The sequence below is a fragment of the Massilia sp. WG5 genome (genome assembly GCF_001412595.2).
Lineage (GTDB): Bacteria > Pseudomonadota > Gammaproteobacteria > Burkholderiales > Burkholderiaceae_D > Telluria.
Map to the genome: position 1 here is coordinate 377,856 of NZ_CP012640.2, position 26,347 is coordinate 404,202.

The 26,347-nt window shown below is 67.0% G+C and carries 22 protein-coding genes; 10 read left to right on the plus strand and 12 right to left on the minus strand.

The annotated features are described in order from the left end of the window. Positions 1-129: 129 nt before the first annotated feature. Entirely contained in the window at positions 130-4,137 is a 4,008-nt protein-coding gene (gene purL / locus AM586_RS01665; protein ID WP_047825078.1) for a phosphoribosylformylglycinamidine synthase, read from the plus strand. Between the two features lie 112 nt (positions 4,138-4,249). Here purL and AM586_RS27950 read toward each other — a convergent pair whose 3' ends face one another. Then, positions 4,250-4,414: a hypothetical protein gene (locus AM586_RS27950; RefSeq protein ID WP_156328207.1), complete on the minus strand. Its 165-nt coding sequence runs from the start codon at positions 4,412-4,414 to the stop codon at positions 4,250-4,252. A 248-nt stretch (positions 4,415-4,662) separates the two neighbouring features. Between AM586_RS27950 and lpxD the strand changes: the two genes are divergently transcribed. After that, on the plus strand, positions 4,663-5,715 hold the full coding sequence (gene lpxD / locus AM586_RS01670; RefSeq protein WP_047825079.1) for a UDP-3-O-(3-hydroxymyristoyl)glucosamine N-acyltransferase: 1,053 nt from the start codon (positions 4,663-4,665) through the stop codon (positions 5,713-5,715). Here lpxD and AM586_RS01675 read toward each other — a convergent pair. The 7 genes from AM586_RS01675 to AM586_RS01705 form a co-directional block, all read right to left on the minus strand. Then, a complete protein-coding gene (locus AM586_RS01675) occupies positions 5,693-7,903 on the minus strand; it encodes an ATP-binding protein (RefSeq protein WP_047825080.1) in 2,211 nt (736 codons plus the stop codon). The two genes, lpxD and AM586_RS01675, sit on opposite strands and share 23 nt — an antisense overlap. A gap of 76 nt (positions 7,904-7,979) precedes the next feature. Next, the gene (locus tag AM586_RS01680; RefSeq protein WP_047825081.1) at positions 7,980-8,759 is read right to left on the minus strand and encodes a peptidylprolyl isomerase; all 780 of its coding nucleotides are present in this window, start codon (positions 8,757-8,759) and stop codon (positions 7,980-7,982) included. Between the two features lie 76 nt (positions 8,760-8,835). Next, on the minus strand, positions 8,836-9,627 hold the full coding sequence (locus AM586_RS01685; protein ID WP_047825082.1) for a peptidyl-prolyl cis-trans isomerase: 792 nt from the start codon (positions 9,625-9,627) through the stop codon (positions 8,836-8,838). A 100-nt stretch (positions 9,628-9,727) separates the two neighbouring features. After that, complete coding sequence (locus AM586_RS01690) at positions 9,728-10,018, minus strand: BolA family transcriptional regulator (protein ID WP_047825083.1); 291 nt, start codon at positions 10,016-10,018, stop codon at positions 9,728-9,730. Then, positions 10,015-10,650, minus strand: coding sequence for a septation protein A (locus AM586_RS01695; protein WP_047825084.1), 636 nt, complete (start codon positions 10,648-10,650; stop codon positions 10,015-10,017). The genes AM586_RS01690 and AM586_RS01695 overlap by 4 nt, the downstream gene beginning before the upstream one ends. A 40-nt stretch (positions 10,651-10,690) precedes the next feature. Continuing rightward, positions 10,691-11,086 carry a peptide-methionine (R)-S-oxide reductase MsrB gene (msrB, locus tag AM586_RS01700; protein WP_047825085.1) on the minus strand — a complete coding sequence of 132 codons (396 nt, stop codon included), beginning with the start codon at positions 11,084-11,086 and terminating at the stop codon, positions 10,691-10,693. A 21-nt stretch (positions 11,087-11,107) separates the two neighbouring features. Next, the gene (locus tag AM586_RS01705) at positions 11,108-12,616 is read right to left on the minus strand and encodes a YdiU family protein (protein ID WP_047825086.1); all 1,509 of its coding nucleotides are present in this window, start codon (positions 12,614-12,616) and stop codon (positions 11,108-11,110) included. A 145-nt stretch (positions 12,617-12,761) separates the two neighbouring features. Here AM586_RS01705 and AM586_RS01710 point away from each other — a divergent pair, with 145 nt between their 5' ends. Next, a complete protein-coding gene (locus AM586_RS01710) occupies positions 12,762-14,435 on the plus strand; it encodes a 3-(methylthio)propionyl-CoA ligase (RefSeq protein WP_047825087.1) in 1,674 nt (557 codons plus the stop codon). Positions 14,436-14,482: 47 nt separating this feature from the next. Here AM586_RS01710 and AM586_RS01715 read toward each other — a convergent pair whose 3' ends face one another. Together AM586_RS01715 and AM586_RS01720 are read right to left on the minus strand one after the other, a co-directional pair. After that, entirely contained in the window at positions 14,483-15,559 is a 1,077-nt protein-coding gene (locus tag AM586_RS01715; protein WP_047825088.1) for a DUF4272 domain-containing protein, read from the minus strand. Between the two features lie 98 nt (positions 15,560-15,657). Further along, complete coding sequence (locus AM586_RS01720; RefSeq protein WP_047825089.1) at positions 15,658-16,296, minus strand: glutathione S-transferase family protein; 639 nt, start codon at positions 16,294-16,296, stop codon at positions 15,658-15,660. 124 nt (positions 16,297-16,420) lie between these two features. Between AM586_RS01720 and AM586_RS01725 the strand changes: the two genes are divergently transcribed. From AM586_RS01725 to AM586_RS01745, 5 genes are all read left to right on the plus strand, one after another. Further along, the gene (locus AM586_RS01725; RefSeq protein WP_047825090.1) at positions 16,421-17,242 is read left to right on the plus strand and encodes a helix-turn-helix domain-containing protein; all 822 of its coding nucleotides are present in this window, start codon (positions 16,421-16,423) and stop codon (positions 17,240-17,242) included. A gap of 23 nt (positions 17,243-17,265) precedes the next feature. Then, complete coding sequence (locus tag AM586_RS01730; RefSeq protein WP_047825091.1) at positions 17,266-18,108, plus strand: DUF817 domain-containing protein; 843 nt, start codon at positions 17,266-17,268, stop codon at positions 18,106-18,108. A 9-nt stretch (positions 18,109-18,117) separates the two neighbouring features. Next, on the plus strand, positions 18,118-18,624 hold the full coding sequence (locus tag AM586_RS01735; protein WP_047825092.1) for a GNAT family N-acetyltransferase: 507 nt from the start codon (positions 18,118-18,120) through the stop codon (positions 18,622-18,624). Between the two features lie 73 nt (positions 18,625-18,697). Then, complete coding sequence (locus AM586_RS01740; RefSeq protein WP_047825093.1) at positions 18,698-20,782, plus strand: 3-hydroxyacyl-CoA dehydrogenase NAD-binding domain-containing protein; 2,085 nt, start codon at positions 18,698-18,700, stop codon at positions 20,780-20,782. 45 nt (positions 20,783-20,827) lie between these two features. Then, positions 20,828-22,036 carry an MFS transporter gene (locus tag AM586_RS01745; RefSeq protein ID WP_047825094.1) on the plus strand — a complete coding sequence of 403 codons (1,209 nt, stop codon included), beginning with the start codon at positions 20,828-20,830 and terminating at the stop codon, positions 22,034-22,036. Between the two features lie 48 nt (positions 22,037-22,084). Here the strand turns inward: AM586_RS01745 and AM586_RS01750 are convergent, their stop codons facing one another. Further along, a complete protein-coding gene (locus AM586_RS01750) occupies positions 22,085-23,785 on the minus strand; it encodes an MFS transporter (RefSeq protein ID WP_047825095.1) in 1,701 nt (566 codons plus the stop codon). Positions 23,786-23,945: 160 nt separating this feature from the next. Further along, complete coding sequence (locus AM586_RS01755; RefSeq protein ID WP_047825096.1) at positions 23,946-24,980, minus strand: site-specific integrase; 1,035 nt, start codon at positions 24,978-24,980, stop codon at positions 23,946-23,948. Between the two features lie 232 nt (positions 24,981-25,212). Between AM586_RS01755 and AM586_RS01760 the strand changes: the two genes are divergently transcribed. Together AM586_RS01760 and AM586_RS01765 are read left to right on the plus strand one after the other, a co-directional pair. Then, positions 25,213-25,515, plus strand: coding sequence for a Dabb family protein (locus AM586_RS01760; protein WP_047825097.1), 303 nt, complete (start codon positions 25,213-25,215; stop codon positions 25,513-25,515). A gap of 14 nt (positions 25,516-25,529) precedes the next feature. Beyond that, positions 25,530-26,312: an SDR family oxidoreductase gene (locus AM586_RS01765; protein WP_047825098.1), complete on the plus strand. Its 783-nt coding sequence runs from the start codon at positions 25,530-25,532 to the stop codon at positions 26,310-26,312. Positions 26,313-26,347 lie beyond the last annotated feature (35 nt).

Below are 26,347 nucleotides of genomic sequence, written 5' to 3' on the forward strand. Positions count from 1 at the left end.
GCTACGATACCGATTCCTTGAAGGTCCGGCAACCATTCAAAGATGGCCAGAGCCAGCGCATGGGCGACGCTGTATAATAGCGGGCTATCTTCCACCCGCAGCCACGCTGCATCAACCGACTTTCCAGCCATGTTGATTCTGCCGGGTTCCAATGCCCTCTCCGCCTTCCGTAGCCAACGTCTCCTCACGCAACTGCAAGCCGTCGCTCCGACGATTGCGGCCGTACAGGCGCGTTTCTACCACTTCATCGATGCAAGCAGCCCCCTGTCCGCCGAGGACACCGAGCGCCTGACCGCCATGCTGACCTACGGCGAGCCGGTGCCGGAAACGCAGTACGATGGCGTGACCGAGGAGTACTTCGTGATTCCGCGCCTGGGCACGATCTCGCCGTGGGCCTCGAAAGCGACCGATATCGCCCACAACTGCGGCATGGCCCACATCCACCGCATCGAGCGCGGCGTGGCCTATACCGTGGTGCTGAAGAGCGGCATCCTCGGGACCGGCTTTGGCGCGCCGAAGAAGCTGGGCGCGGAAGAGGTCCAGGCCGTCGCAGCCCTGCTGCACGACCGCATGACCGAAACCGTGCTGCGCAGCGCCGACGAGGCCCAGGCCCTGTTCACCGAACTGGAAGGCCGTCCGCTCGAAGCCGTCGACATCCTCGGTGCCGGCCGCAAGGCGCTCGAGCAGGCCAATGCAGAGATGGGCCTGGCGCTGGCGGAAGACGAGATCGACTACCTGCTGGCGGCGTTCACCCGGGTGCAGCGCAATCCGACCGACGTCGAGCTGATGATGTTCGCCCAGGCCAACAGCGAACACTGCCGCCACAAGATCTTCAACGCCGAGTGGACCATCGACGGCGTCAAGCAGGACAAGTCGCTGTTCCAGATGATCAAGAACACCCACCAGCTGCAGCCCAAGGGCACGGTGGTGGCCTACAGCGACAACTCCGCGATCATGGTCGGCGCCGAGGCGATGCGTTTCTACCCGCAGGGTGAAAACGGCGGCCAGGAATACCGGGGCGTGACCCAGCTGACCCATACGCTGATGAAGGTCGAGACCCACAACCACCCGACCGCGATCTCGCCGTTCCCGGGCGCCTCGACCGGCGCCGGCGGCGAGATCCGCGACGAGGGCGCGACCGGCCGCGGCGCCAAGCCGAAGGCGGGCCTGACCGGCTTCACCGTCTCCAACCTGGCGATCCCGGGCGCCGAGCAGCCGTGGGAAGTCCCGGCCTACGGCAAGCCCGAGCGCATCGCTTCGCCGCTGCAGATCATGGTCGACGGCCCGCTCGGCGGCGCCGCCTTCTCGAACGAGTTCGGCCGGCCGGTGCTGGGCGGTTACTTCCGCACCTACGAGCAGAACGTCGGCCAGACCGCGTTGGGTGAGAATACCGTGTTCGGCTACCACAAGCCGATCATGATCGCCGGCGGCATCGGCAACATCTCCGACGCGCACACCCACAAGAACGACATCCCGGTCGGCAGCCTGCTGTTGCAGCTGGGCGGTCCCGGCATGCGCATCGGCATGGCCGGCGCGGCGGCGTCGTCGATGGCGACCGGCACCAACACCGCCGACCTCGACTTCGACTCGGTCCAGCGCGGCAACCCGGAAATGGAACGCCGCGCCCAGGAAGTCATCAACGCCTGCTGGCAGCTGGGCGACGCCAATCCGATCATCTCGATCCACGACGTCGGCGCGGGCGGCATCTCGAACGCCTTCCCGGAAATCACGAACGACGCCAAGCGCGGCGCGATCTTCGACCTGCGCAAGGTGCCGCTGGAAGAGAGCGGCATGTCGCCGAAGGAAATCTGGAGCAACGAGTCGCAGGAGCGCTACGTGCTGGCGATCGCCCCGGACGACCTGCCGCGCTTCGCCGCCTTGTGCGAACGCGAGCGCTGCCCGTTCGCGGCGGTCGGCGTCGCCACCGAAGAGCGCCAGCTGCGCCTGATCGATCCGATCACGAACACCACGCCGGTCGACATGCCGATGGACGTCCTGCTCGGCAAACCGCCGAAGATGCAGCGCGACGTGGTCCACGTGCAGAACAGCTTCCAGCCGGTCGACCTGACCGGCCTCGAGCTGGAAGAGGTGGCGCGCCGCGTGCTGCTGCTGCCGACCGTGGCCGACAAGTCCTTCCTGATCACCATCGGCGACCGCAGCGTCGGCGGCATGAGCGTGCGCGACCAGATGGTCGGCCCGTGGCAGGTGCCGGTGGCCGATTGCGCCGTCACCACCATGAGCTTCGAAGGCTACAAGGGCGAAGCGATGGCGATGGGCGAGCGCACCCCGGTGGCCGTGATCGACGCCGCCGCCTCGGGCCGCATGGCCGTCGGCGAGGCGATCACCAACATCGCGGCGGCGCCGATCGCCGGCATCGAAGACATCAAGCTGTCGGCCAACTGGATGGCGGCCTGCGGCCAGCCGGGCCAGGACGCCGCGCTGTTCGACACCGTGAAGGCGGTCGGCATGGAGCTGTGCCCGGCGCTGGGCATCTCGATCCCGGTCGGCAAGGACTCGCTGTCGATGCGCACCACCTGGAACGATAAGGGTGAGGCCAAGGCCGTCGTTTCGCCGGTGTCGCTGATCGTGTCTTCGTTCGCCCCGGTCCACGATGTGCGCAAGACCCTGACTCCGCAGCTGCGCACCGACCTCGGCGAAACCTCGCTGATCCTGATCGACCTGGGCCGCGGCAAGAACCGCCTGGGCGCGTCCGCGCTGGCGCAGGTGACCAGCCAGGTCGGCAACGACACCCCGGACCTCGACAACCCGCAGGACCTGAAAGCCTTCTTCGCCGCGATCCAGCAGCTGAACGCGGACGGCAAGCTGCTGGCCTACCACGACCGTTCGGACGGCGGCCTGTACGCGGCGCTGTGCGAGATGGCCTTCGCCGGCCGCGCCGGCGTCTCGGTCAACCTCGACATCCTGGCCATGGAAGGCGAGCACGCTTCGGACCACGGCGACGCCAAGAACTGGGCGGCCCAGGTGGCCGAGCGCCGCAACGAGATGACGCTGCGCGCCCTGTTCAGCGAAGAGCTGGGCGCCGTCGTCCAGGTGCGCCATGCCGAGCGCAGCGAGGTGATGAACGTGCTGCGCGCCCACGACCTCGGCGCCTGCAGCCACATCATCGGCAAGGTCAACGACCGCGGCGTGATCGAATTCACGCGCGACACCAAGGTCATCTACAACAAGCGCCGCAGCGAACTGCATCGCCTGTGGAGCGAGACCAGCTGGCGCATCGCGCGCCTGCGCGACAATCCGGAATGCGTGGACCAGGAATACGAGCGCCTGCTGGACGAGCAGGACCCGGGCTTCACGCCGAAGCTGGTGCACGATACGAACGAGAACATCGCCGCGCCCTTCATCGCGCTAGGGGCCCGTCCGAGCGTGGCGATCCTGCGCGAGCAGGGCGTCAACTCGCACATCGAGACCGCATGGGCGGTGCACCAGGCCGGCTTCAAGGCGGTCGACGTGCACATGAGCGACCTGATCGCCGGCCGCGCGAAGCTGGACGACTTCAAGGGCCTGATCGCGGTCGGCGGCTTCTCCTACGGCGACGTGCTGGGCGCCGGCGAAGGCTGGGCCAAGACCATCCTGTTCAACGCCGCGCTGAAGGAGCAGTTCGCCGAATTCTTCGGCCGCCTCGATACCTTCGGCATGGGCGTCTGCAACGGCTGCCAGATGATGAGCAACCTGAAGTCCATCATCCCGGGCGCCGAAGCGTGGCCGAAGTTCACCCGCAACAAGTCGGAACAGTTCGAGGCCCGCTTCGGCATGGTCGAGGTGCTGGATTCGCCGTCGATCTTCTTCGCCGACCTGGCCGGCACCCACGCGCCGCTGGCGATCGCGCACGGCGAAGGCTTTGCCGACTTCTCGCAGACCGGCGACCTGTCGAAGGTGGTTCAGGCGCTGCGCTACATCGACAATCGCGGCCAGGCGACCGAGCAGTATCCGTTCAACCCGAACGGCTCGCCGGGCGGCCTGACCGCCGTCACCACGCCGGACGGCCGCTTCACGGTCATGATGCCGCACGCCGAACGCGTCGCCCGCACCATCACCATGTCCTGGCATCCGGACGGCTGGGGCGAGAATTCGCCGTGGGCGCGGATGTTCCAGAACGCGCGCAAGTGGGTGGCTTGATGGCTGCGTGATGCGTCACGAAAAAAAGCGCTCCTGGTGGAGCGCTTTTTTCTTATTGAAGGGATAAACGAGAACGAGCGGGTTCGGCTGCCGCTATTTCGTGTCCAGCATCTTATTCAGCGGGAGTGATCATGCGTTGGACTTCCCAAAAAGCTTCTTCCGGATCGTTCGACACTTCAGGCAGCACGACCGTCTCTTTCGGTTGCCGGGCCGGCTTGTCGGCGACGATGAACGAAAAGAACGTCGGGAACCATTGCATCGCCATCTTGTGAAGCATGATAAGCACTCCGGAAAGGATGATTAGGGAAGATACGCCAGCCAATGTCTTAGTGGTAGCAGACAAGTAGCTTATCTTTAAGAAACGTTGTGATTATGAAATATGTCCGTGACAACCACAATACCCTGTTACGCTTTTACGACAACCGTTGGTTTCCGTATGGCGGTCCGCTCGCGCCGATGAGATGAATGGAACTGCGGGCACGGCTGCGTTGTCCAAGCTCGACATGGACTATCGCGGAGGACGGCATGGGCATACGGATCAGCGCGAAAGTAGGCGATCTTGTCGAGCGCTTCGGCGGACAGCTGGCGGGCGACCCGGACGTCGAGGTAAAGGCCATCGCCCCGCTCGAGCGCGCGGGGCCGGCCGACATCAGCTTCCTCGCCAACAGCAGGATGCGTCCGCTGGCCGCGCACAGCCGCGCCGCGGCACTGATCCTGTCGCCGCTGGACGAGGAAGCGGTGGCCGCCAGCTATGAGGGGGCACGCATCGTCACGGGCAATCCCTACGCCTACTTCGCGCGCACCGCGCAATACCTGTTGCCGCGCGCCGCGCCCGAGCCGGGCATCCACCCGTCGGCGGTCGTGCATGCGAGCGCGCGCGTGGACCCCTCGGCCCATATCGGCCCGCAGGTGACGGTCGAGGCGGGCGCGGTCGTCGAGGCCGGCGCCGTCATCGATCCCGGCTGCTATATCGGGCGCGAGGCGGTGGTCGGCGAGGACACGCATTTCTTCGCCAACGTCAGCTTCCATGCGCGCTGCCGGATCGGGGCGCGCGGCATCGTCCATTCCGGCGCCGTGATCGGCGGCGACGGTTTCGGCTTCGCGGTGGACGGCGGCGTCTATATCAAGATCCCGCAGACCGGCGGCGTCACGATCGGCGACGACGTCGACATCGGGTGCAACACGACGATCGACCGCGGCGCGCTCGACGACACCGTGATCGAGGACGGCGTCAAGCTGGACAACCAGATCCAGATCGGCCACAACTGCCACATCGGCGCGCATACGGCGATGGCCGGCTGCGTCGGCGTGGCCGGCAGCGCCCGGATCGGCAGGCACTGCACCTTCGGCGGCGCGGCCATGGTCAACGGGCATATCGAGATCGCCGACAACGTCAATATCACGGCCGGCACCCTGGTCGCCAACTCGATCGCGACGCCGGGGCGTTATACCGGCTTCTACCCGATCGCCACCAATGCGGAGTGGGAGCGCAGCGCCGCGCTGGTGCGCAAGCTGGGCGCGATGCGCGAGAAGATCCGCGCGCTGGAGCGGGCGCTCAAGGCGCTGGGGAATGGATAGCCGGACTGGAGGATGCAGGCGCCACGGCCCGCATCAGTGCGTCGAGCGTGGCCGGCTTGGTCAGGTGCAGGTCGAAGCCGGCCTGCATGGCGCGATCGACGTCGGCCTGCTGGCCATAACCGGACAGGGCGACCAGGCGCAGCGCCTTGCCGTGTGCGCGGCGGAGCAGCACGGCGAGGGCATAGCCGTCCATGTCGGGCAGGCCGATATCGAGGATGGCGACCTCGGGCGGGGCGGCGCGCGCCGCGGCCAGGGCCTGCGCCGCATTGTGCGCCACCTCGACCGTATGCCCGAGCTGGCGCAGCAGGCTGGCGGTGCCGGCGGCGGCGTCCTCGTTGTCGTCGACCAGCAGCAGCCGGCGCGGCGCCTGCAGCGGGGCTGGCGCAGGCGCCGCCGCCTGGGCGGGTGCGGCCGACAAGGGCAGCACGACCTCGAAGCGGCTGCCCTGGCCGGGTCCGGCGCTGTGGGCGCTGACGCTGCCGCCGTGCAGTTCGACGATCTTGCGCACGATCGCCAGGCCCAGGCCGAGGCCGCCAGTGCGCCTTGCCAGTTGCTGCGGCGCCTGGAAGAACGGCTCGAACACGCGCGACAGCAGGGAGGCGTCCATGCCGATCCCGTTGTCCTGCACGCTCAAGCTTGCCAGGCCTGCCGCCGCGTCGACGGACAGCGCGATGCGGGTGGCGGTGCTGCCGAAGCGCGCGGCGTTCGACAGCAGGTTGTTCAGCACCTGCGCCAGGCGGCTGTCGTCGCCGTCGATCCAGGCCGCCTCCGGCGCGTCGAGCTCGATGGCTTGGCCGGGCAGGGCGGCCACGACGTGGCGCACGGTGTCGGCCAGGTTCAGCGGGCGCAGTTCCAGGCGCAGCTTGCCGGAAGCGATGCGCGAGACGTCGAGCAGGTCGTCGACCAGGCGCTTCAGGTGGGTCACCTGGCGCCGCATGATGGTGCGTTCGCGGCGCGCGCCCGGCTCGTCGCGCAGGTCCATGAGGTCGAGCGAGGCGACGATCGGACTGAGCGGGTTGCGCAGCTCGTGGCCGAGCACGGCGAGGAACTCGTCCTTGGCCAGGCCGGCCCGGCGCGCCTGCTCGAGCGCATCTTCGAGCGAGGCCAGCAGGCGCGAGCGCTCCAGTTCGTGGCGCGCGCGCTGGCGTCCGGCCGCCTCGAGCGCGCGGCCCATGCGGCCCAGTTCGCGGATCCGCGAATGGGGCACGGTGAACGGCCGGCCGGCGCCGACCGCCGCCGCGGCCCGCCGGAGGTGATTGAAGGCGGCGATGATGCGCCTGGACAGCCACCAGGCCAGGCCGATGCAGGCCGCGAGCGTCAGGGCAAAGCCGGCCGCGTAGGTGGAGATGCCTTCGAAAAAGGCGGCGCGCAGGGTGGTCGCCGGGGTGTTCGCCACGACCGTCCAGCCGTAGCGCGACATGCTGCTGTAGGCGGTGGCGACGAGGTCGCCTTCCTTGGTGTAGGTGGGGCCGGCGCCCTCGCGGCCGTACTTGTGCATCAGCTCGCGCAGGGCCGGCGTGATCGGCTGGGTCACGAAGCGCTCCTGGTTCTTGGAGCGGGCGACGATATGGCCGGTAGCGTCGATCACCGCGATCAGCGAATCTCCCGGCGCCTGCTGGCGCTCGATCACGCGCAGGATGCGGCCGGGCTTGACCACGGCGCTCAGCACGTAGGCATGGCCGTGGCTGTCGGTGACGGGAATGCGCACTGGAATGGCGGCGCGTCCGCCCGGGCCGCGGGCGATGCGCCCGACCACGGCGCGGTGCAGGCTCAGCGCCTGGCGCAGGCTGTCCGGGTCCGCCGGTGCGGGCGGCGCGGCGCCGAAAGGCGCGTTGGTGCGGAACAGCGTCGCCCCGTCCTGGTCAGCCAGGAACACGCCCAGCCACTCGGGCTGGACCTGGGCCTGGAGGCGCGCCACATCGTAGAAGGCGCGCACGTCGCCGGCCATCATCGCCGGGCCCTGGGCCATGCTCGACAGCGCGATCACCGAGGAATCGAGCTCGGCGTCGACCGCGCTGGACAGGGCGCGTGCCAGGTCCAGCAGCGTGCGCTCCTGCTCGCGCTGGCGGTATTCGCTGGCGACGTGGATGCTCCAGATGCCCAGCAGGGCAAGCGGCAGCAGGCCGATCGCCGTCAGCAGGATCAGCAGGTGGCGTAGCGGCAGGCTGCGGCCGCGGCGAACGCGCATGGGGTGACCGTATAGTACAGGATGATAAAAAAAAGCGCCCCGGGGATGGAGCGCTTCTTTCGCCGGGAAGTCCGTCTTACTGGATCTTCGCTTTCTTCATCAGCTCTTCGCGGAAGGCTGCCAGCTTACGCTGTTGCAGTTGCTCGGCAATTTGCTGCTTGACTTCTTCCAGCGGCGGGATCTTGGCCGCGCGGGTGTCGTCCAGCTTGATCACATGGTAGCCGAACTGGGTCTTGACCGGGGTCTCGGTGATTTGACCTTTTTGCAGCGAGGTCATGGCCTTCGAGAACTCAGGCACGAAGTTGGCCGGGCTCGCCCAGTCCAGGTCGCCGCCGTTCTGCGCCGAACCCGGATCCTTCGACTGCTTGGCCAGGTCTTCGAACTTGGCGCCGCCCTTCAGCTTGGCGATGATGGCCTTGGCTTCGTCTTCGGTGCCGACCAGAATGTGGCGAGCGTGGTATTCCTTGTCGCCGACCTGGGACTTGTACTTGTTGTACTCGGCGGTGATGTCCGCATCCTTGACCGGGTTCTTCTTGATGTAGTCGGCCAGCATCGCGTTGATGATGATGCTCTGGCGTGCGTTGTCGATCGCGTTCTTGACTTCCGGACGGGTGCCGACGCCTTGCTTGTCGGCTTCCTGGATCAGGACTTCGCGGCCGATCAGGTCCTTCTTGATCGCTTCGCGCAGTTGCGGCGAATCGGTGGCCTTGCCCTGGGCGACGACTTGCTTGACGACCTGGTCGACCTTGGCCGCGGGGATGGGCTTGCCATTGACGGTCGCGACGTTTTGTGCGAACGACGGCAGGGCTACCATCGCGGTCATGGCTAACAACAGGCGGGCTGGCTTCACAATCATGTATTCGATCCTATCTAATCACAAAAGTCGCAACGCGACGAAAACCGGCGGCGCGGGCCGCCGGTGATGCAACATCTTACTGCACCTTTGCCTTCTTGACCATTTCCTGTTGGTACGAGGCGAGTTTCTGCTGAGCCAGTGCATCGGCGATCTGCGGCTTCACTTCTTCCAGCGACGGCAGCTTGGCCGGACGGACGTCGTCCAGCTTGATCACGTGGTAGCCGACCTGGGTGTGGACCGGCTTCTCGGTGACCTGGCCTTTTTGCAGGCCGGTGAAGCCGGCTGCGAATTCCGGCGGGAAGGACGACGGGCTGGCCCAATCCAGGTCGCCGCCGTTGTTGGCGGTGCCGGTGTCTTTCGACTGCTTGGCCAGGTCTTCGAACTTGGCGCCGCCCTTCAGCTTGGCGATGATGGCGTTGGCGTCGGCTTCGTTGTCCACCAGGATGTGGCGCACGTGGTATTCCTTGTCGCCCGTCTGCTTGGTGAAGCGGTCGTATTCGGCCTTGATCTCGGCGTCGGTGACAGGATGCTTGGTGACGTAGTCACGCGCCAGGGCATTGATCACGATGGTCTGGCGGGCGTTCTCCAGCGCCTGCTTGACTTCCGGATTCTTGTCGTAGCCCTGCTTGATCGCTTCCTGCATCATCACTTCGCGGGCGATCAGGTCTTTCTTGATCGCATCGCGCAGCTGCGGCGAGTCGGTCGCCTGGCCCTGGGCCACGACCGCCTTGACCATCTGGTCGGCGCGCGAGGACGGGATCGCCTTGCCGTTGACGACGGCGAGGTTCTGGGCGAATGCGGACGCGTTTGCGAAAGTTGCGGCGATAGCGATCAGGGCTAACAGCAGCCGCGCTGGCTTAAAAGTCATGGTGGTTCCTGTGAGGGGGTTGCTTGGACGAGATTGGATTAGTTTTTGTAGTACGTAGCAGATTTTCGAACAGATTACTTAAGACTTCCTGAAGGCTGCGCTATCGCGACAATTCCGACGGGGCAATGGCGTTGATCGCCAGTGCGTGGATGTCGGTATGCATCATGCCTTGCACGGCATCATACACCAGCCGATGACGCATGACGAGCCTCAGGCCTTCGAAGCGATCCGACACGATTTTCACACTGTAATGCCCACCGCCGGAGGCCGCGCCGGCATGTCCGGCGTGCAGGTGGGAATCGTCGCCGACCTCGAGCTGCGAGGGCGCCAGCGCGGCCTGCAGCAGGGAGCGGATGCGTTCGACGCGGGTGTTCGTATCAACGGTGCTCATGCGTCCTCCTGTTCCTGGATGTGTTTCGACAGCATCAGGGTCTGGATGACGATGAAGGCAAAGAAGATGCCCGTCACGCCGAACAGCTTGAAGCTGACCCAGGCGCCGGTATTCCCCTTGAAGACGATGAAGGCCATGACCAGGTTCAGCACGCCGACCAGGGCGAAGAAGCTCATCCACGCGTAGCCGACCTTGGCCCAGACCGGCTCGGGCAGCCTGATCTGCGCTTCCATGGCCTTGCGCACCAGGTTCTTCCGGAAACCGAACTGGGCGACGAACAGGGCCAGCGCGAAGGCCCAGTACAGGATGGTCGGCTTCCACTTGATGAAGTTCTCGTCGTGGAAGTAGATGGTTGCGCCGCCGGTCACGGCGATCACGCCCAGGGACAGCCACAGCATGCCGTCGACCTTGCGCCCGCGCGCCAGCAGGTAGAGGATCTGCAGCACGGTGGCGACGATGCCGACCGCGGTGGCGAGCATGATCGGCGACTGGGCCGGGGTGACGTTGCCGCCGGCGATCAGGCCGCCCATGTACTGGACGGCGAAGGCGTGGGCGGCCTCCTGGTGGCCGTCCGCGAACTTGTAGACGGCGAAGAAAAGAATGACCGGAAAGAAGTCGAACAGGAATTTCATGTGTGCTTGTCTGGAGAACTCGGGAGCGTGAAAGCCGTGATTATGCCGGTTCGAAGCGCAGTGCGGCGGAATTGATGCAATAGCGCAAGCCGGTCGGCGGCGGGCCGTCTTCGAAGACGTGGCCCAGGTGCGCATCGCAGACGGCGCAGATGATCTCGGTGCGCACCATGCCATGGGTGCGGTCGACCTTCTCGATCACATTGTCCGGGTCGATGGCGCGGAAGTAGCTGGGCCAGCCGCAGCCGGACTCGAACTTGGCGTCGGACTCGAACAGCGGCGTGTCGCAGCACACGCAGTGGTAGATGCCGTGCTCGTGATGGTCCCAGAACTTGCCGGTGAAGGCGCGTTCGGTGGCCGCGTGGCGGGTCACCTGGTATTCCATCGGGTCGAGCTGGGCGCGCCATTCGGCGTCGGTCTTGGTCACTTTTTCGGTCATGATGTTTATCGTTCAGTTGAATCAGGAGGAACAGCTCACTTCGAGATGCGAGGCCCAGTCCGGGGGCAGGGCCGCGTAGGCCTCGTTTTCCGGCTGTTCGTCGAAGGGATGCTCGAGCACGGCAAGGAGCTTGCGCACTTCGCCGAAATCGCCATTCTGCGCCTTTTCGATTGCGGTCTGGGCCAGATAGTTGCGCAGGACGTACTTTGGATTGACCCGCGCCATGGCGTCGCGGCGGACGGCATCGACGCTGCCTTCGCGGCGCAGGCGGGCGCGGTAGTCCACCGCCCAGGCGTCGAAGGCAGGCCGGTCGAGGAAGAGATCGCGCAGCGGCGCATCGGCTTCCTCACGGTCGGCATCGAGCACCTCGACCCGCAGCCCGCCCAGCCTGCGGAAGAACTGCGTGAAGTCGACATGGTTCTCATGCATCAGCTTGAACATGGTGTCGAACAGTTCGCGGTCGGCCACCCGCATGGCCTCCTCCTGCGTAGTGGCCAGGCCCAGCTTGGCGTGCACGAGTTCGTCGAACTTGTCGCCGTAGGCATCGACATAGCCGTCCAGCGCGGCCTCGGCCGCTTCCTTGTCCCCGATGAGGGGCAGGAGGGCGTTCGCCAGCGCATAGCAGTTCCAGTGGCCGACCGGCACCTGGTTCGAATACGAATAGCGGCCGCCCTGGTCGGTGTGGTTGCAGATGTGGTCGACGTCGAAGGCTTCCATGAAGCCGAAGGGACCGTAGTCGAGGGTGAGGCCGAGGATGGACATGTTGTCCGTGTTCATCACGCCGTGCATGAAGCCGACCGCCTGCCAGTGCGCGATCATGCGCGCGGTGCGGCGCGTGACCTCGGCCAGCAGTTCCAGGTAGGGATTGGCGGCGCCCTGCAGTTCCGGATAGAACTCGCGGATCACGTAGTCGGCCAGGGTGCGCAGCTCTTCCTGCTTGCCGCGGTAATGCCAGTGTTCGAAGGAGCCGAAGCGGACGAAGGAAGGCGCCATCCGGGTCACCACGGCGGCGGTCTCGAGCGTTTCGCGCACCACCTGCTGGTGTGAGCCGGTGAGCATCAGGGCGCGCGTGGTCGGGATGCCGAGCGCGGCCATCGCCTCGGAGCACAGGAATTCGCGGATCGACGAGCGCAGCACGGCGCGGCCGTCGCCCATGCGCGAGTAGGGCGTCATGCCGGCGCCCTTCAGTTGCAGCTCCATCGGTCCCTCGGGGCCGCGCAACTCGCCCAGCAGGATGGCGCGGCCGTCGCCGAGCTGTCCGGCCCAGTGGCCGAACTGGTGGCCCGAATACACGGCGGACAGCGGTTTCGCGCGCGGCGGGACCTGGTTGCCGCTGAAGACGGCGACGATATCTTCCTGGCTCAGCGCCGCAGCGTCGAGTCCAGCCAATGCGGCCGCCTTGCCGCTGGCCGCAACAAAATACGGCGCAGGCAGCGGCGTCGGCATCAGGCGCGTGTAGAACGCGGGGGGCAATTCCGCGAAGGAATTGTCGAAGGGCAGATCGTCAGCGGTAATGGCGGTTCCTTTCAAGTTGCCGGGATTTTAACCCAGTCCGCGCTATTGTATGGGCACGCTTGTGCGCGGCCATGCGCCTGGTGCGTCGCAGCATCGAAAGTCGTTGACGCTTTCCGCACGACCGTTCCAAACTCAGCCGCAAAGGCCACCAGGAGACCCGATGACTTCGTTCCAGCAAAGCCCGCTTCAAAGCCCGCTGACAGGACAGATGATGAGCCAGCCGCTCTCGATCTCGAGCATCATCCAGTTTGCCGCCCGCCATTATGGCAGTACCGAAATCGTGTCGCGGCGCGTCGAGCCCGACCTGCCGGAGCTGCACCGCTACACCTACCGCGACTGCGAACTGCGCGCGCGCCGGCTCGCGCGCGCGCTCGAAGGGCGCGGCGTGGCGATGGGCGAGCGGGTCGGCACCCTGGCCTGGAACGGCTACCGCCACCTGGAGCTGTATTACGCGGTGTCGGGTTCGGGCGCGGTCCTGCATACCATCAATCCGCGCCTGCATCCCGAGCAGATCGCCTGGATCGTCAACCACGCCGAAGACCAGCTGCTGTTCTTCGACCTGAGCTTCCTGCCGCTGGTGGAGGCGATCGCGCCGCATTGCCCGACCGTCAAGGCCTTCGTGCTGATGAGCGACCGCGCGTACATGCCGGCCGGATCGCCGGTCGCGAACCTGCTGTGCTACGAAGAGCTGATCGAGGCGGCCGACGCCGATTACGCCTGGCCGCTGTTCGACGAGAACGCCGCCGCTTCGCTGTGCTACACCTCGGGCACCACCGGCAATCCGAAGGGCGCGCTGTACTCGCACCGCTCGACCGTGCTGCATGCCTATGCCTCGGCGCTGCCGAACGTCCTGAACGTGTCCGCCGGCGACACCGTGCTGCCGGTGGTGCCGATGTTCCATGTGAACGCCTGGGGCCTGCCTTATTCGGTGCTGCTGTCGGGCGCGAAGATGGTGTTCCCGGGCGCCCGGCTCGATGGCAAGTCGCTGTACGAGCTGTTCGAGCAGGAAGGCGTGAGCTTCTCGGCCGGGGTGCCGACGGTCTGGCTGGGCCTGATCAATTACGCGCTGCAGAACGGGCTCGGGTTCTCGACCTTCCGCCGCACCGTGATCGGCGGCTCGGCGTGCCCGCCGGCGATGATGGACACCCTGATCGACCGCTTCGGCGTGCAGGTCATCCACGGCTGGGGCATGACGGAGATGTCGCCGCTCGGCACCACCGGCGGCCTGCTGGCCAAGCACCGCGACCTGCCGAAGGAGGAACAGCGCAAGATCCTGCAAAAACAGGGCCACGCGATCTACGGCGTCGACATGAAGATCGTCGACGACGAGGGGCGCGAACTGCCCTGGGACGGCCACAGCTCCGGCCACCTGCTCGTGAAGGGGCCCTGGATCATCGCCAGTTACTTCCGACAGGAGGGTGGCGAGGTCCTGCAGGACGGCTGGTTCCCGACCGGCGACGTGGCCACCATCGATCCGGACGGCTTCATGCAGATCACCGACCGCAGCAAGGACGTGATCAAGTCCGGCGGCGAGTGGATCGGCTCGATCGACCTGGAGAACATCGCGATGGGCCACCCGGCCGTCATGCAGGCGGCCTGCATCGGCGTGCGGCACCCGAAATGGGACGAGCGGCCCTTGCTGCTGGTCGTGCGCAAGCCGGGGGCGGAACTCACGCGCGAAGAACTGCTCGCCTTCTTCGAAGGGAAGATCGCGAAGTTCTGGATGCCGGACGATGTCGTGTTCGTGGACGCGCTGCCGATCGGCGGCACCGGCAAGATCCAGAAGAACAAGCTGCGCGAGCAGTACGGCGACTACCGCCTGCCCGGCGCATGAGGCCGGGAATGAAGCCGCGCTTATGAGGCCTCTTATGAGGCCGCAATTCAGGTCGGCGTGTCGGTGTCGTCCCAGTCGGCGTTCTCGAAGCGGGTGAGCCAGTTGAGGGCATGGTGGCGCTCCGCGACGACGCCGGCGTCGAGGCCCGCCGGCAGCGCCTGGCCGTCGATGCGCGACTGCCGCACCAGCCAGTGCAGGCGGTAGTGCAGGTCGAGGGCGTCCAGGATCTCGGCGCCGGGGCGCAGGAGCGCCTTGGCGCCGACCGCTTCCTCGGCGCGTTCCAGCAGGGTTCGCGAAGTCGTCGCCGCATCGCAGGGCCCGTCCGGCCAGGGCAGGTCGGCCAGGCCCAGCGCCCACTCCAGGGTCAGCAGGCTCTCGTAGCGCCATGAAAATTGGGTGAGCTCGGCCTCGGAGGGCTGCTCGTTCTGCAGGAAGGCGGTTTCCTGCGGACTGAGGGCCTGCCGCACGCCGGGCAGTTTCTGCTCGAGTTCCGCCACCGGCACCGGCTTGCTGGCCGCCAGCGATTCGGCCCGGAGCGCCACGGCCAGCAGGGCCACGGCCCGGCTTCCGACCTCGGCCGCCGAGCGCAGGCGCAGTTCCGCCATGGCCAGCAGCGGCGGCAGCGTGGCCGCCGGATGCAGACCGCGGGCCGCCAGCGTGGCCTCGGTCGCGGCCTTGCGCTGCCGGGCCTCGGCGGGGAAGGGTACGGCGGCCTCGCTGTCCGCGCCGCCGTCCGTGCTCGAGACCAGCACCTTCCAATGCGGATCGCGCAACTGGCCATCCGGCAGGAGCAGCAGGGCATTCGCCTGCAGCGCCCATTCCGTGAGGGCGGCCGTGTGCTGGCGCGAGATGGCGAAACTGAACTGGTGCCGGGTGCGCTGGATATGGCGCATGGCGTGGTAGCGGATACTGGTCATCTGTCCGTCGCCCAGCGACTGCAGGTAATGCAGCAGGCCGTCGAGCTGGCGGCGCATCTCGGGATCGGACTCGTCGCAGCGTCCCTCCATGCGATGCGCGAAGGACGGGGCCGCGACCGTCGTCAGGGTCGAATAAGCGTTGACGAGCAGCTCGTCCTTGTCCGCGCCGGTGCGCGGGGTGAATAGTTTTTTCAGCTGTTTGAACATCGGTCGGAATTGGTGGGCGGTTCGGTGCGGGCCCTTGCCCGCGCCGCGTATTGTGCGCCATTCCCGCCGGATTGACCAAGCGCCCGGATGTGGGCCTCTCAGGCCGCCTGCGCCGCCGCCAGTTCCGCATCCAGGGCGGTCACGCGCCGCCAGGCCGGCCGGGCGCGCAGGCGCGCGATATAGTCCGTCAGCTCGGGCAGCTCGGGCACCAGCTTGAATGCGGTGGTCCAGGCCAGGGCGTAGCCCCACAGGATGTCGGCGGCGGAGAAGCGCTCGCCCAGCAGCCAGGGGCCGGCGCGCAGCTGGCGCGCGAGGGTGGCCAGCATGGTGTCGTAGTCGCCGTAGGGGCTCATCGACGGCGGTGCGGGCTCGCGCTTCATCGCCAGGTCGATCACGGCCGGCTCGAAACAGGCGCCGTGGAAGACCATCCAGCGCAGCCAGGGGCCGCGCAGCGGGTCGTCGATGGCCGGGGCAAGGCCTTGTTGCGGAAACAGGTCGGCCAGCCAGATCATGATCGCGGCCTGCTCGGCCACCAGGGTGTCGCCCGCCTCCTGGCGGAACAGTACCGCGGGCACCTTGCCCATCGGGTTGAGCGCCAGGAAGCGCGGCGTGCGCGTTTCTCCGGCTTTCAGGTTCACCGCCTCCAGTTCGTAGGGCGCGCCCAGCTCCTCGAGCAGGATGCGGACGGCGCCGGAACGGGAGTGCGGGGCGTGGAAGAGGGTGATGGTGGGGTGCATGAGGACCTCGTGCGTGGTGGGGATGGTCAGGATAGGGCCGCAAAAAGTTGGCGTCTTGTAAAAACACGAATGCTAGAATCGTGGTCAACGATCCCAGCCATGATGCCGACGTCCATCCAACCCGATGAGCCAACCCGCCACCGTCCAGGAACGCCCGAAAGGCGTGGTCGCGCCAGCCCAGGCGCGCAGCATGTTCCGCATGGAACGCTACCTGCCGGCGCCCGGACTCGCCGCTTTTCTCGATCATGTGTGGGTCGTCGAATGGGACCTGGCCGAGCGGCCGCCCTACGTGCAGCGCACCCTGCCTTACCCCTGCGTGCATCTCGTGTTCGACCGCGCGCGCAGCGGCATCTGGGGCGTGCCCACCGGCGCCTTCGACTATGAACTGAAAGGCGCGGGCAAGGTCTGCGGCCTGCGCTTCCGGCCCGGGGCCTTCCGCGCCATCCTCGGGCGGCCGGTGCATTCGATTGCCGACCGGGTGCTGGCGCTGTCCGACGTCTTCCCCTGGGACGAGGCGGCGGCCATGTGCGCGGTGCTCGACAGCGCCGACGATGCGGCCATGGTCGCCGCGGCCGGCGCCCTGCTGGCGCCGCGGCTGCCGGCGCCCGATCCGCAGGTGGAACGCATCGCCGCCATCCTGCGCACGGTGGAGAACACGCCCGGCCTGACCCAGGTCGAGCGGCTCGCGGCCGAAGCGGGGATGAGCGTGCGCAGCCTCCAGCTGCTGTTCAGCGACTACGTCGGGGTCAGCCCCAAGTGGGCGATCCGGCGCTTTCGCCTGCACGAAGCCGCCGACCGCCTGGCGAACGGCGAACAGCCCGACCTGGCGGCGCTGGCCCAGGATCTCGGCTACTTCGACCAGGCCCATTTCAGCGCCGACTTCCGCAAGCTGGTCGGCGAGTCGCCGGCGCATTACCGGGATCGCGCCCGCCGGGCCGCGGCCTGAACTTCCACCCAGCCACCCGCCCCATGTTCTCAGTCATCGACAGCTTCCTGATGGACGACCGCCCGCGGCGCCTGGCCGGCCTGCGGCGCGGCGTCGCCGAGTTCATCTGGTTCGGCATCAAGGAAGCGCGCGCCTGCCTGTTCGTGGGCCTGTTCTTCGCCGCCATCTTCCTGATGCCGCGCGCCGGCCTGTTCGGGGTCCCGCGCTACGACCTGCTGCTGGCGGCGGCGGTCGCGATCCAGCTGTGGATGGTGCGGATGAAGCTGGAGACCTGGGACGAGCTGAAGGCGGTCTGCCTGTTCCACGCGGTCGGTTTCGCGCTGGAAGCCTTCAAGGTCTCCGGCGGCATCCAGTCCTGGAGCTACCCGGATTTCGGCTACACCAAGGTATTCGGCGTGCCGCTGTTCTCCGGCTTCATGTACGCGGCGATCGGCAGCTACATCGTGCAGGCCTGGCGCCTGCTCGACCTGCGCGTGCGCCACCATCCGCCGTACTGGATGGCGACCGCGATCGCGGTCCTGATCTACCTGAACTTCTTCACCCACCACTACATCGGCGACTACCGCTGGTACCTGGCCGCCTGCGCCCTCGGGCTGTACTCGCGCACCACGGTGGTGTTCCGCCCCCTGGACCGCGACCGCCGCATGCCGCTGATGCTGGGTTTCGTCCTGACCGGCTTCTTCATCTGGATGGCCGAGAACATCGGCACCTTCTGGGGCGTGTGGCGCTACCCGAACCAGCTGGGCGCCTGGTCGGCGGTCCACATCAGCAAGTGGAGTTCGTGGTCGCTGCTGGTCATCATGACCTTTACCATCGTGGCGAGCCTGAAGCATGTGAAGGCGAAGATCCACATTGCCGAACCCTGAGACCGAATCATGGAAACCCAACGACTCATCCTGCGCCCCTTCACCCTCGACGACGCCGAAGCCTGGCTGCCCCTGATCACGCTGCCGGAGATCGTCCGCTACACCGGCGACACGCCGGTCGCCTCCGTCGACGAGGCGCGCGAGGTCCTGCGCACCCGGCCCCTGCGCGACTACGCCGTGCACGGCTACGGACGCATGGCCGTCATCGAAAAGGCCAGCGGACGGCTGATCGGCTTCAGCGGTCTGAAATACCTGGAGGACCTGCACGAGGTCGACATCGGCTACCGCTTCCTGCCGGACTGCTGGGGCAAGGGCTATGCGTCCGAATCCGCCGGGGTGCTGATGGAACATGGCCGGCGCGTGCACGGCTTCAGGCGCATCGTCGGCATGGCGCATCCGGACAATGCCGGGTCCATCCGCGTGCTCGACAAGCTCGGCCTGCGCTTCGAGCGGCTGCTGGACCCGGAGCCGGACGGCGTGCGGCTCAGGCTGTATGCGGACGCCCCGGCAAAATAACACGACCGTACTTTTATCGCTTATAGTATGGGTTGACGTTTCAACATACCGATACCTATACAAAGGGAGACCCATGAGCGCCGATTACCAGGTCCAGAACCATGTCGCCGTCATCACGCTGAACAACCCGCCGGTCAACGGCCTCGGCCTGGCCACGCGCAGCGCCGCCGTCGAGGCGCTGCAGCGCGCCGAAGCCGACCCCGGGGTCAAGGCGGTCGTCATCACCGGCGCCGGCAAGGCCTTCTCGGGCGGCGCCGACATTCGCGAGTTCAATTCGCCGAAAGCCCTGACCGAACCGACCCTGCACACCCTGATCCGCACCGCGGAGGGACTGGCCAAGCCGGTGGTCGCCGCGGTCCACAGCGTCTGCATGGGCGGCGGCCTGGAGCTGGCGCTGGGCTGCCACTACCGCGTGGCCGTGCCGGGCGCCCAGATCGCGCTGCCCGAAGTGAAGCTCGGCCTGCTGCCGGGCGCCGGCGGCACGCAGCGCCTGCCGCGCGTGCTGGGCCTGGAAGCCGCGCTGGACATGATCGTATCGGGCAATCCGGTGCCGTCCGAGAAGCTGGCGGGCAGCCTGTTCGACGAAGTGTTCCCGGCCGGGACCGAGCTGGTCGCCGCCGCCGTCGCCTTCGCCGACAAGGTCGCCGACGCGCGGCCGCTGCCCCGGGTCCGCGACCGCACAGTGGAACACGCGGACGCACAGGGCTTCCTGGACGCCGCACGCGCCAGGGTGAAAGCCGCCGCCGGCGCCTTCCCGGCGCCGCTCGAATGCGTCGAGACCATCGCCGCCGCCGTCAAGCTGCCGTTCGAGGAGGGCTGCAAGTTCGAGCGCGAGCGCTTCATCCACTTGACCCAGACCGTGGAATCGAAGGCCCTGCGCCACGCCTTCTTCGCCGAACGGGCCGCCGGCAAGATCCCCGATGTGCCGGCCGACACGCCGGTCCGCGAGATCCGCTCGGCGGCCGTGGTCGGCGCCGGCACCATGGGCGGCGGCATTGCGATGAACTTCGCGAACGCCGGCATCCCGGTCACCATCCTCGAGATGCAGCAGGAGGCGCTGGACAAGGGTTTGGCGACGATCCGCAGGAACTACGAGAACACCGTCAGGAAGGGCAAGCTGACGCCTGACAAGTGCGAGCAGCGCATGGCGCTGGTGAAGGGCACGCTGGCCTACGAGGACATCGCCCAGGCCGACATCGTGATCGAAGCGGTATTCGAAGACTTGAAGGTGAAGGAGAGCGTGTTCCGCCAGCTCGACGCGGTCATGAAGCCGGGCGCGATCCTGGCTTCGAACACCTCGACCCTGGACCTGGACCGGATCGCCGGCTTCACGCAGCGTCCGCAGGACGTGATCGGCCTGCACTTCTTCAGCCCGGCCAACGTAATGAAGCTGCTCGAGATCGTGCGCGGCGCCCGGACCGGCAAGGACGTGCTGGCGACCGCGCTGGCGCTGTCGAAGAAGCTCAAGAAGACCGGGGTGGTGAGCGGCGTGTGCGACGGCTTCATCGGCAACCGCATGGTCGAGCAGTACATCTGCCAGGCCGGCTTCCTGCTGGACGAAGGCGCGCTGCCCCGGCAGGTCGACCGGGCCATCGAAGACTTCGGCTTCGCCATGGGACCGTTCCGGATGGGCGACCTGGCCGGGAACGACATCGGCTGGTATATCCGCAAGCGCCGCGCGGTCGAGATGCCCGGGGTGGCCTACTCGAAGACCGCCGACCTGCTGTGCGAGCAGGGCCGCTTCGGCCAGAAGACCGGGGCCGGCTGGTACGACTACCAGGCCGGCGACCGCAGCCCGCATCCGTCCCAGCCGGTGGACGACATGATCGTCCGGCATTCGAAAGAGCTGGGCATCGAGCGCAGGGAAATTTCCGACCGGGAGATCGTCGAACGCCTTGTCTACGCCCTGGTGAACGAGGGCGCGAAGATCCTGGAAGAGGGCATCGCGCTGCGCGCTTCCGACATCGACATGGTCTACCTGAGCGGCTACGGCTTCCCGCTCTACCGCGGCGGCCCGATGTTCTACGCCGATACGGTGGGCCTGCCGACGGTGCTGGCGGCGATCGAGCAGTATGCGCGCGGCTACCACGGCGAGGCGTGGCAGCCGGCGCCCCTGCTGCAGCGCCTGGCGGCGGAAGGACGCGGGTTCAATAGCTAGGCCCGATATGTTAGGCTCGGTATCCCTGAGAATACCGAGCCCGACGTGAAAAATGCCCTCCTGATCGCGACCGCCTGCCTGCTCGGCCTGCTGTCGACGACCGGCGCTTCGCTGCCTTACCCGATACTGCCGCCGCTGTTCGTGAACGGGGCCGCGGACGGCTTCACCAACTTCCTCGGCCTGCCGCCCAAGCTGCTGTTCGCTTGCGCCCTGATGGTCAACCCGGTCGGCCTGCTGATCGGCACCTCGGTGCTCGGATCGCTGTCGGACCGCTACGGCCGCCGGCCGCTGCTGCTGTTCACCACCGTCGGCGCCGCCCTCGGCCACTTTCTTAGCGCCTGGGCGCTGGCGGTGCGCTCCTATCCGCTGTTCCTGCTGGCGCGCTTCGGCACCGGCCTGCTCGAGGGACAGAGCGCGATCGTGCGTGCGATGCTGGCCGAGCGCCTGCAGGGGCCGATCCGCAACCACGCGCTGTCCTGGCTGAACGGTGCGCTGCACCTGGGCTGGCTGGTCGGGCCGCTGCTGGCCGGCTTCACGGTGGGCTGGGGCCTGACGGTGCCCTTCCACATCGCCGCCGTGGCGCTGCTGCTGGGCGCGGCGCTGGTCGCGATCGCACTGGAACGCCAGCCGCGCGTGGACGGTCCGGGCTGGTCGGCGATGTGGAGCGTGGCGCGCGAACGGCATGCCTTCAACCTGCTGCGCCACGAGGGCCTGCGCAGCCTGTTCGGCGTGCAGCTGGCGTATACTTGCGGCGTCACCGCCTTCTACGAGTTCTATCCGCTGTGGCTGGTCGAGGTCGGCCACTACGATACCCGCGCGATCTCGCTGGTCAACGTCGGCATGTGCGGGCTGATGACCTTCACGGCCCTGTTCGCGGGGCGCCAGAGCCGGGTCGAGCCGATGCGCCGCGCGGCCTTCCTGGCAGCCGCGGTGGCGCTGGCGATCGCCTCGCTGGGCACCGGCCAGCTGTGGATCGGCCTGGCCGGCATCATGCTGTTCGGCCTGCCGCACGCCTTCTACAATGCGCTGATCCAGGTCTGGGCGGCGGACCGCTTCGGCGGCCACGGCCAGGGCGCGGTGATGGGCCTGCTGTCGACGACTTTCTGCCTGGCCAACATCCTGATGGCGGCGGCCGGCGCCGTGTTGACCCTGGTCGATACGCGGCTGGTGCTGGTGGTGGGAGCGCTGCTGACGGCGTGGGCGGCGACGCGCATGCGGGCGTGGAGCAGGGCGGCGCAGGTGGTCGGGCAATAAAAAAGGCGGGCACCGCAGTGCCCGCCCTCCTGCAACGCTGCTACGCCATCAGTCGGCCGCGTAGATATCGTTGTTCTTGGTCTCGCGCACGAACAGCATGCCGATCACGAAGGTGATGGCGGCGATGACGATCGGGTACCACAGGCCATAGTAGATGTCGCCCTTGGCCGCCACCAGCGCGAACGAGAAGGTCGGCAGGAAGCCGCCGAACCAGCCGTTGCCGATGTGGTAGGGCAGGGACATCGAGGTGTAGCGGATGCGGGTCGGGAACATCTCGACCAGCATCGCCGCCACCGGGCCGTAGACCATGGTCACGTACAGCACCAGCACGAACAGCAGCAGCACCACCATCGGCTTGTTGATGGCGGCAGGGTCGGCCTTGGCCGGGTAGCCGGCGGCCTTCACGGCGGCGCCCAGGTCTTTCTTCAGTGCCGCGTCCTTGGCCTTGCTGGCGGCGTCGAAGTCGCGGCCGTCCGCGGTCATGGTGGCGTTGAAGGACGGGTAGACCTTGTCGCCGATGTGGACGCTGGCGACGGTGCCGGCCGGCGCATTCTGGCGCGTGTAGCTGACCGAGGCGGCGGTCAGCTGGGCGGTCGCGATGTCGCAGGACGAGGGGAACTTCTCGGTGCCGGTCGCCTTGAACTGGAAGTGGCAGTCGGCCGGGTCGGCCACCACCACCACCGGCGCGCTTTGCAGCGCGGCGGCCAGGGCCGGGTTGCCGTAGCTGGTCAGGCCCTTGAAGATCGGGAAGTAGGTCAGGGCCGCGATCAGGCAGCCGGCCATGATGATGCCCTTGCGGCCGATGCGGTCGGACAGGGAACCGAAGAACACGAAGAAGGGCGTGGCGAGAGCCAGCGCGATCGCGATCAGGATATTCGCGGTGGCGGGCTCGATCTTGAGGGTCTGGGTCAGGAAGAACAGGGCGTAGAACTGCCCGGTGTACCAGACCACGGCCTGGCCCATCACCACGCCGAACAGGGCCAGCAGGGCGATCTTGGCGTTACCCCAGGTCAGGAAGGCTTCCGACAGCGGGGCTTTCGAGGTCTTGCCCTCGGCCTTCATCTTGGCGAAAGCCGGCGATTCCGCCATCGACATCCGGATCCACACCGAGACGCCGAGCAGCAGGACCGACACCAGGAACGGAATGCGCCAGCCCCAGTCGTCGAAGGCCTTGGTGTCCATCGAGGTGCGCACGCCCAGGATCACCAGCAGCGACAGGAACAGGCCCAGCGTGGCGGTGGTCTGGATCCACGAGGTGAAGAAGCCGCGGCGGCCTTCCGGCGCGTGCTCGGCCACGTAGGTGGCGGCGCCGCCGTATTCGCCGCCCAGGGCCAGGCCCTGCAGGATGCGCAGCGAGACCAGGATGATCGGCGCGGCGATGCCGATCGAGGCGTAGCCGGGCAGGAGGCCGACGATGAAGGTCGAGCCGCCCATGATCAGGATGGTGACCAGGAAGGTGTACTTCCGGCCGATCATGTCGCCCAGGCGGCCGAACACCAGTGCGCCGAAGGGACGCACGAGGAAGCCGGCGGCGAAGGCCATCAGGGCGAAGATGAAGGTGGTGGTCGGGTCGCCGACGAAGAACTGCTTGGCGATGACGGCGGCGAGGGAGCCGTAGAGGTAGAAGTCGTACCATTCAAAGACGGTGCCGAGGGAGGATGCAAAGATGACCTTGCGTTCTTCCCTGGTGAGTCCGCCGGCGGTGGGCGCTGCCTTCCCGCCGGCTGTCATGCCGGGTGTGATAGCCATTGTAGTCTCCGTAGTGAGTTGTTATGTCAATGGATAGCCGATGTTTACGCCAGCTACGGCTGCGACTCTGCGCCGCGAAGCTTACGCGATTCTTGCTTCAAACTTACACGAAACTTACGGCGGGACCTTCCTGTCGCTCCCTATGCGCTAGGCATGGAAATCAGGCGTCCTTGGCTATTGGACCGGCTTCAGGGCCCGCGGTTTCCTCGTTTTCCGGGTTCACGCGGGCATATTTGTAGGCCTCCGCCGAGCGCTCGAGGGCCAGGCCCAGCGCGGTGGTCAGCTCGCTCTGCGGGGTGCCCTGGCGCAGTTGCTGGGAAGCGAAGGTATTGCGCAGGGTGCGTCCGCCGGCGCGCGAGACCGCCAGCCCGGCGCGCTCGAACGTCGCCTTCACCTGGCGGTAGACGGTGGCCTTGTGCAGGGGCTCGCCCTCCATGTTCGCGGGGAACACCAGCTCGCCGGGAATGTTCAGCGCTTCCCGTTCCTTCAGCCAGGCCAGCAGCTCGGCCACGCCTTCCTTAGGCAGCGTGGTCGTGTGCTCGTGGCTGGTGCGATGCTTGTGCGCGGGCGTGATCTCGATCGGCAGCCCGCCCTCGACGTCCGGCTGGCGGCCGATCTCGTCCACCAGCAGGCCGATCGCCTCCGCCACGCGCAGGCCGGCCATCGCCATCACGACCTGCATGGCGCGGTCGCGGCGGCGTTTCCAGGCGCCGCCTTTCGACTCGTCGCTGCTGTCGTCACTGCGGCGCTGGCCGGGCAGGGCGGCCAGGAAGCGCTCCAGCTCGTCCGCGTTCAGGGCCGTCATCGGCGCGTCGCGGGTGATCTGGGCGCGGTCGATGCCGACGATGGCATCGCGGGCCGGGTTCGGCATCCGCTCGAGATGGTCGTAGCAGCGTTCCAGCAGGCGCAGGTAGCGGTAGGCGATCTTGCTGTTCAGGTCGCGGTGGCCGTCGTGCGCCAGCTGGACGAAGCGGTGCAGGTCGCGCGCCGTGACGGTCGACATCTTCAGGCGCTCTTCCAGCATCCAGGCGGCGAATTTCCCGAACATGAACTTGTAGATGGCGGCGGACTCGGGCGAGACCGGCACGGGGGCAAGCTCGCGCTGGCGGGTCGAGGTCAGCACGAAGTCGGGCCGGGCGACGAAGTCGGCGAAGCGTTTGACGGGATCGAGGTCCCAGGCGGCAAGTTGGCTCATGCCGACATTCTGCAACTAACCGAGTAGTCATGCAAACGGCAGCGGTGCGTGCCCAGGGATGGGTCGCCGGCAGGAGACGTCACCATTTATTTGCAACTAACCGACAAGGTGCGCAAACCGAATCGAACCCCGCCGCCAGGCAAAAGGGGCAGGCAAAGCTGCGATACTCGCCATCCGGCCACCGACGCGTTATGCTCTTTGTTATCTTGTCTAATCACACCAGGAAGAAACCATGCTGAAGCACATCGTCATGTGGAAATTGAAGGAACACGCCGAGGGCGCCGAGCGCGCCGCCAACGCCCGCGAAATGAAGCGCCGCCTGGACGAGTGCGCGAACATCGTGCCCGGCATTCTCAAATTCGAGGTCACCCTGGCCCAGCCGGGCCTGGAAGCGACCTACGACGTGGTGCTGTACTCGGAGTTCGAGAACAGGGAAGCGCTCGAAGCCTATGCCAGGCATCCGACGCACCAGGCCCTGATTCCCTTCATCGGCGCGATCCGCGAGGGGCGCCAGTGCATGGATTACGAGATCTGATCGGGAACGGCCGCATGCGTACGGTACAGCAGCTGTTTTCACTCGAAGGGAAGACCGCCGTCGTTACCGGCGGTTCGCGCGGCCTGGGCCTGCAGATGGCCGAGGCGCTGGGCGAGCAGGGCGCGCGCGTGCTGGTCTCGGCGCGCAAGCAGGCCGAGCTCGACGAAGCCTGCGCGCACCTGTCGGCGCGCGGAATCGCGGCGTCCAGCATCGCCGCCGACCTGTCCGACGACGCGGCGGTGGCCGGCTTCGCCGAGGAAGCCTTGAAACGCCTGGGCCAGGTCGACATCCTGGTCAACAACGCGGGCGCGACCTGGGGCGCGCCGGCCGAGGACTTCCCGCTCGAGGCCTGGGACAAGGTCATGAACCTGAACGTGCGCAGCATCTTCCTGCTGTGCCAGGCCTTCGGCAAGCGCTCCATGATCCCGCGCGGCCAGGGCCGCATCGTCAACATCGCCTCGATCGCCGGCCTGGCGGGCAATCCGCCGGGCACCATGCAGACCATCGCGTACAACACCTCCAAGGCCGCGCTGATCAACTTCACGCGCACCCTGGCGGGCGAATGGGGCCGGCACGGGATCACCGTGAACGCGATCGCCCCGGGCTTCTTCCCGTCGAAGATGACGAAGGGTGTACTGGCCGCGATCGGCGCCGATACGCTTGCGCAGCAGGCGCCGCTCGGTCGGCTCGGCGACGACGAAGACCTGAAGGGCGCAGTCGTACTGTTCGCGTCCGATGCGGGCAAACACATCACGGGACAGGTACTGGCGGTCGACGGCGGCGTCTCCGCTGTCTGATCCGCGATCTGATCCGATTCAGCGCGGAGGAAAGC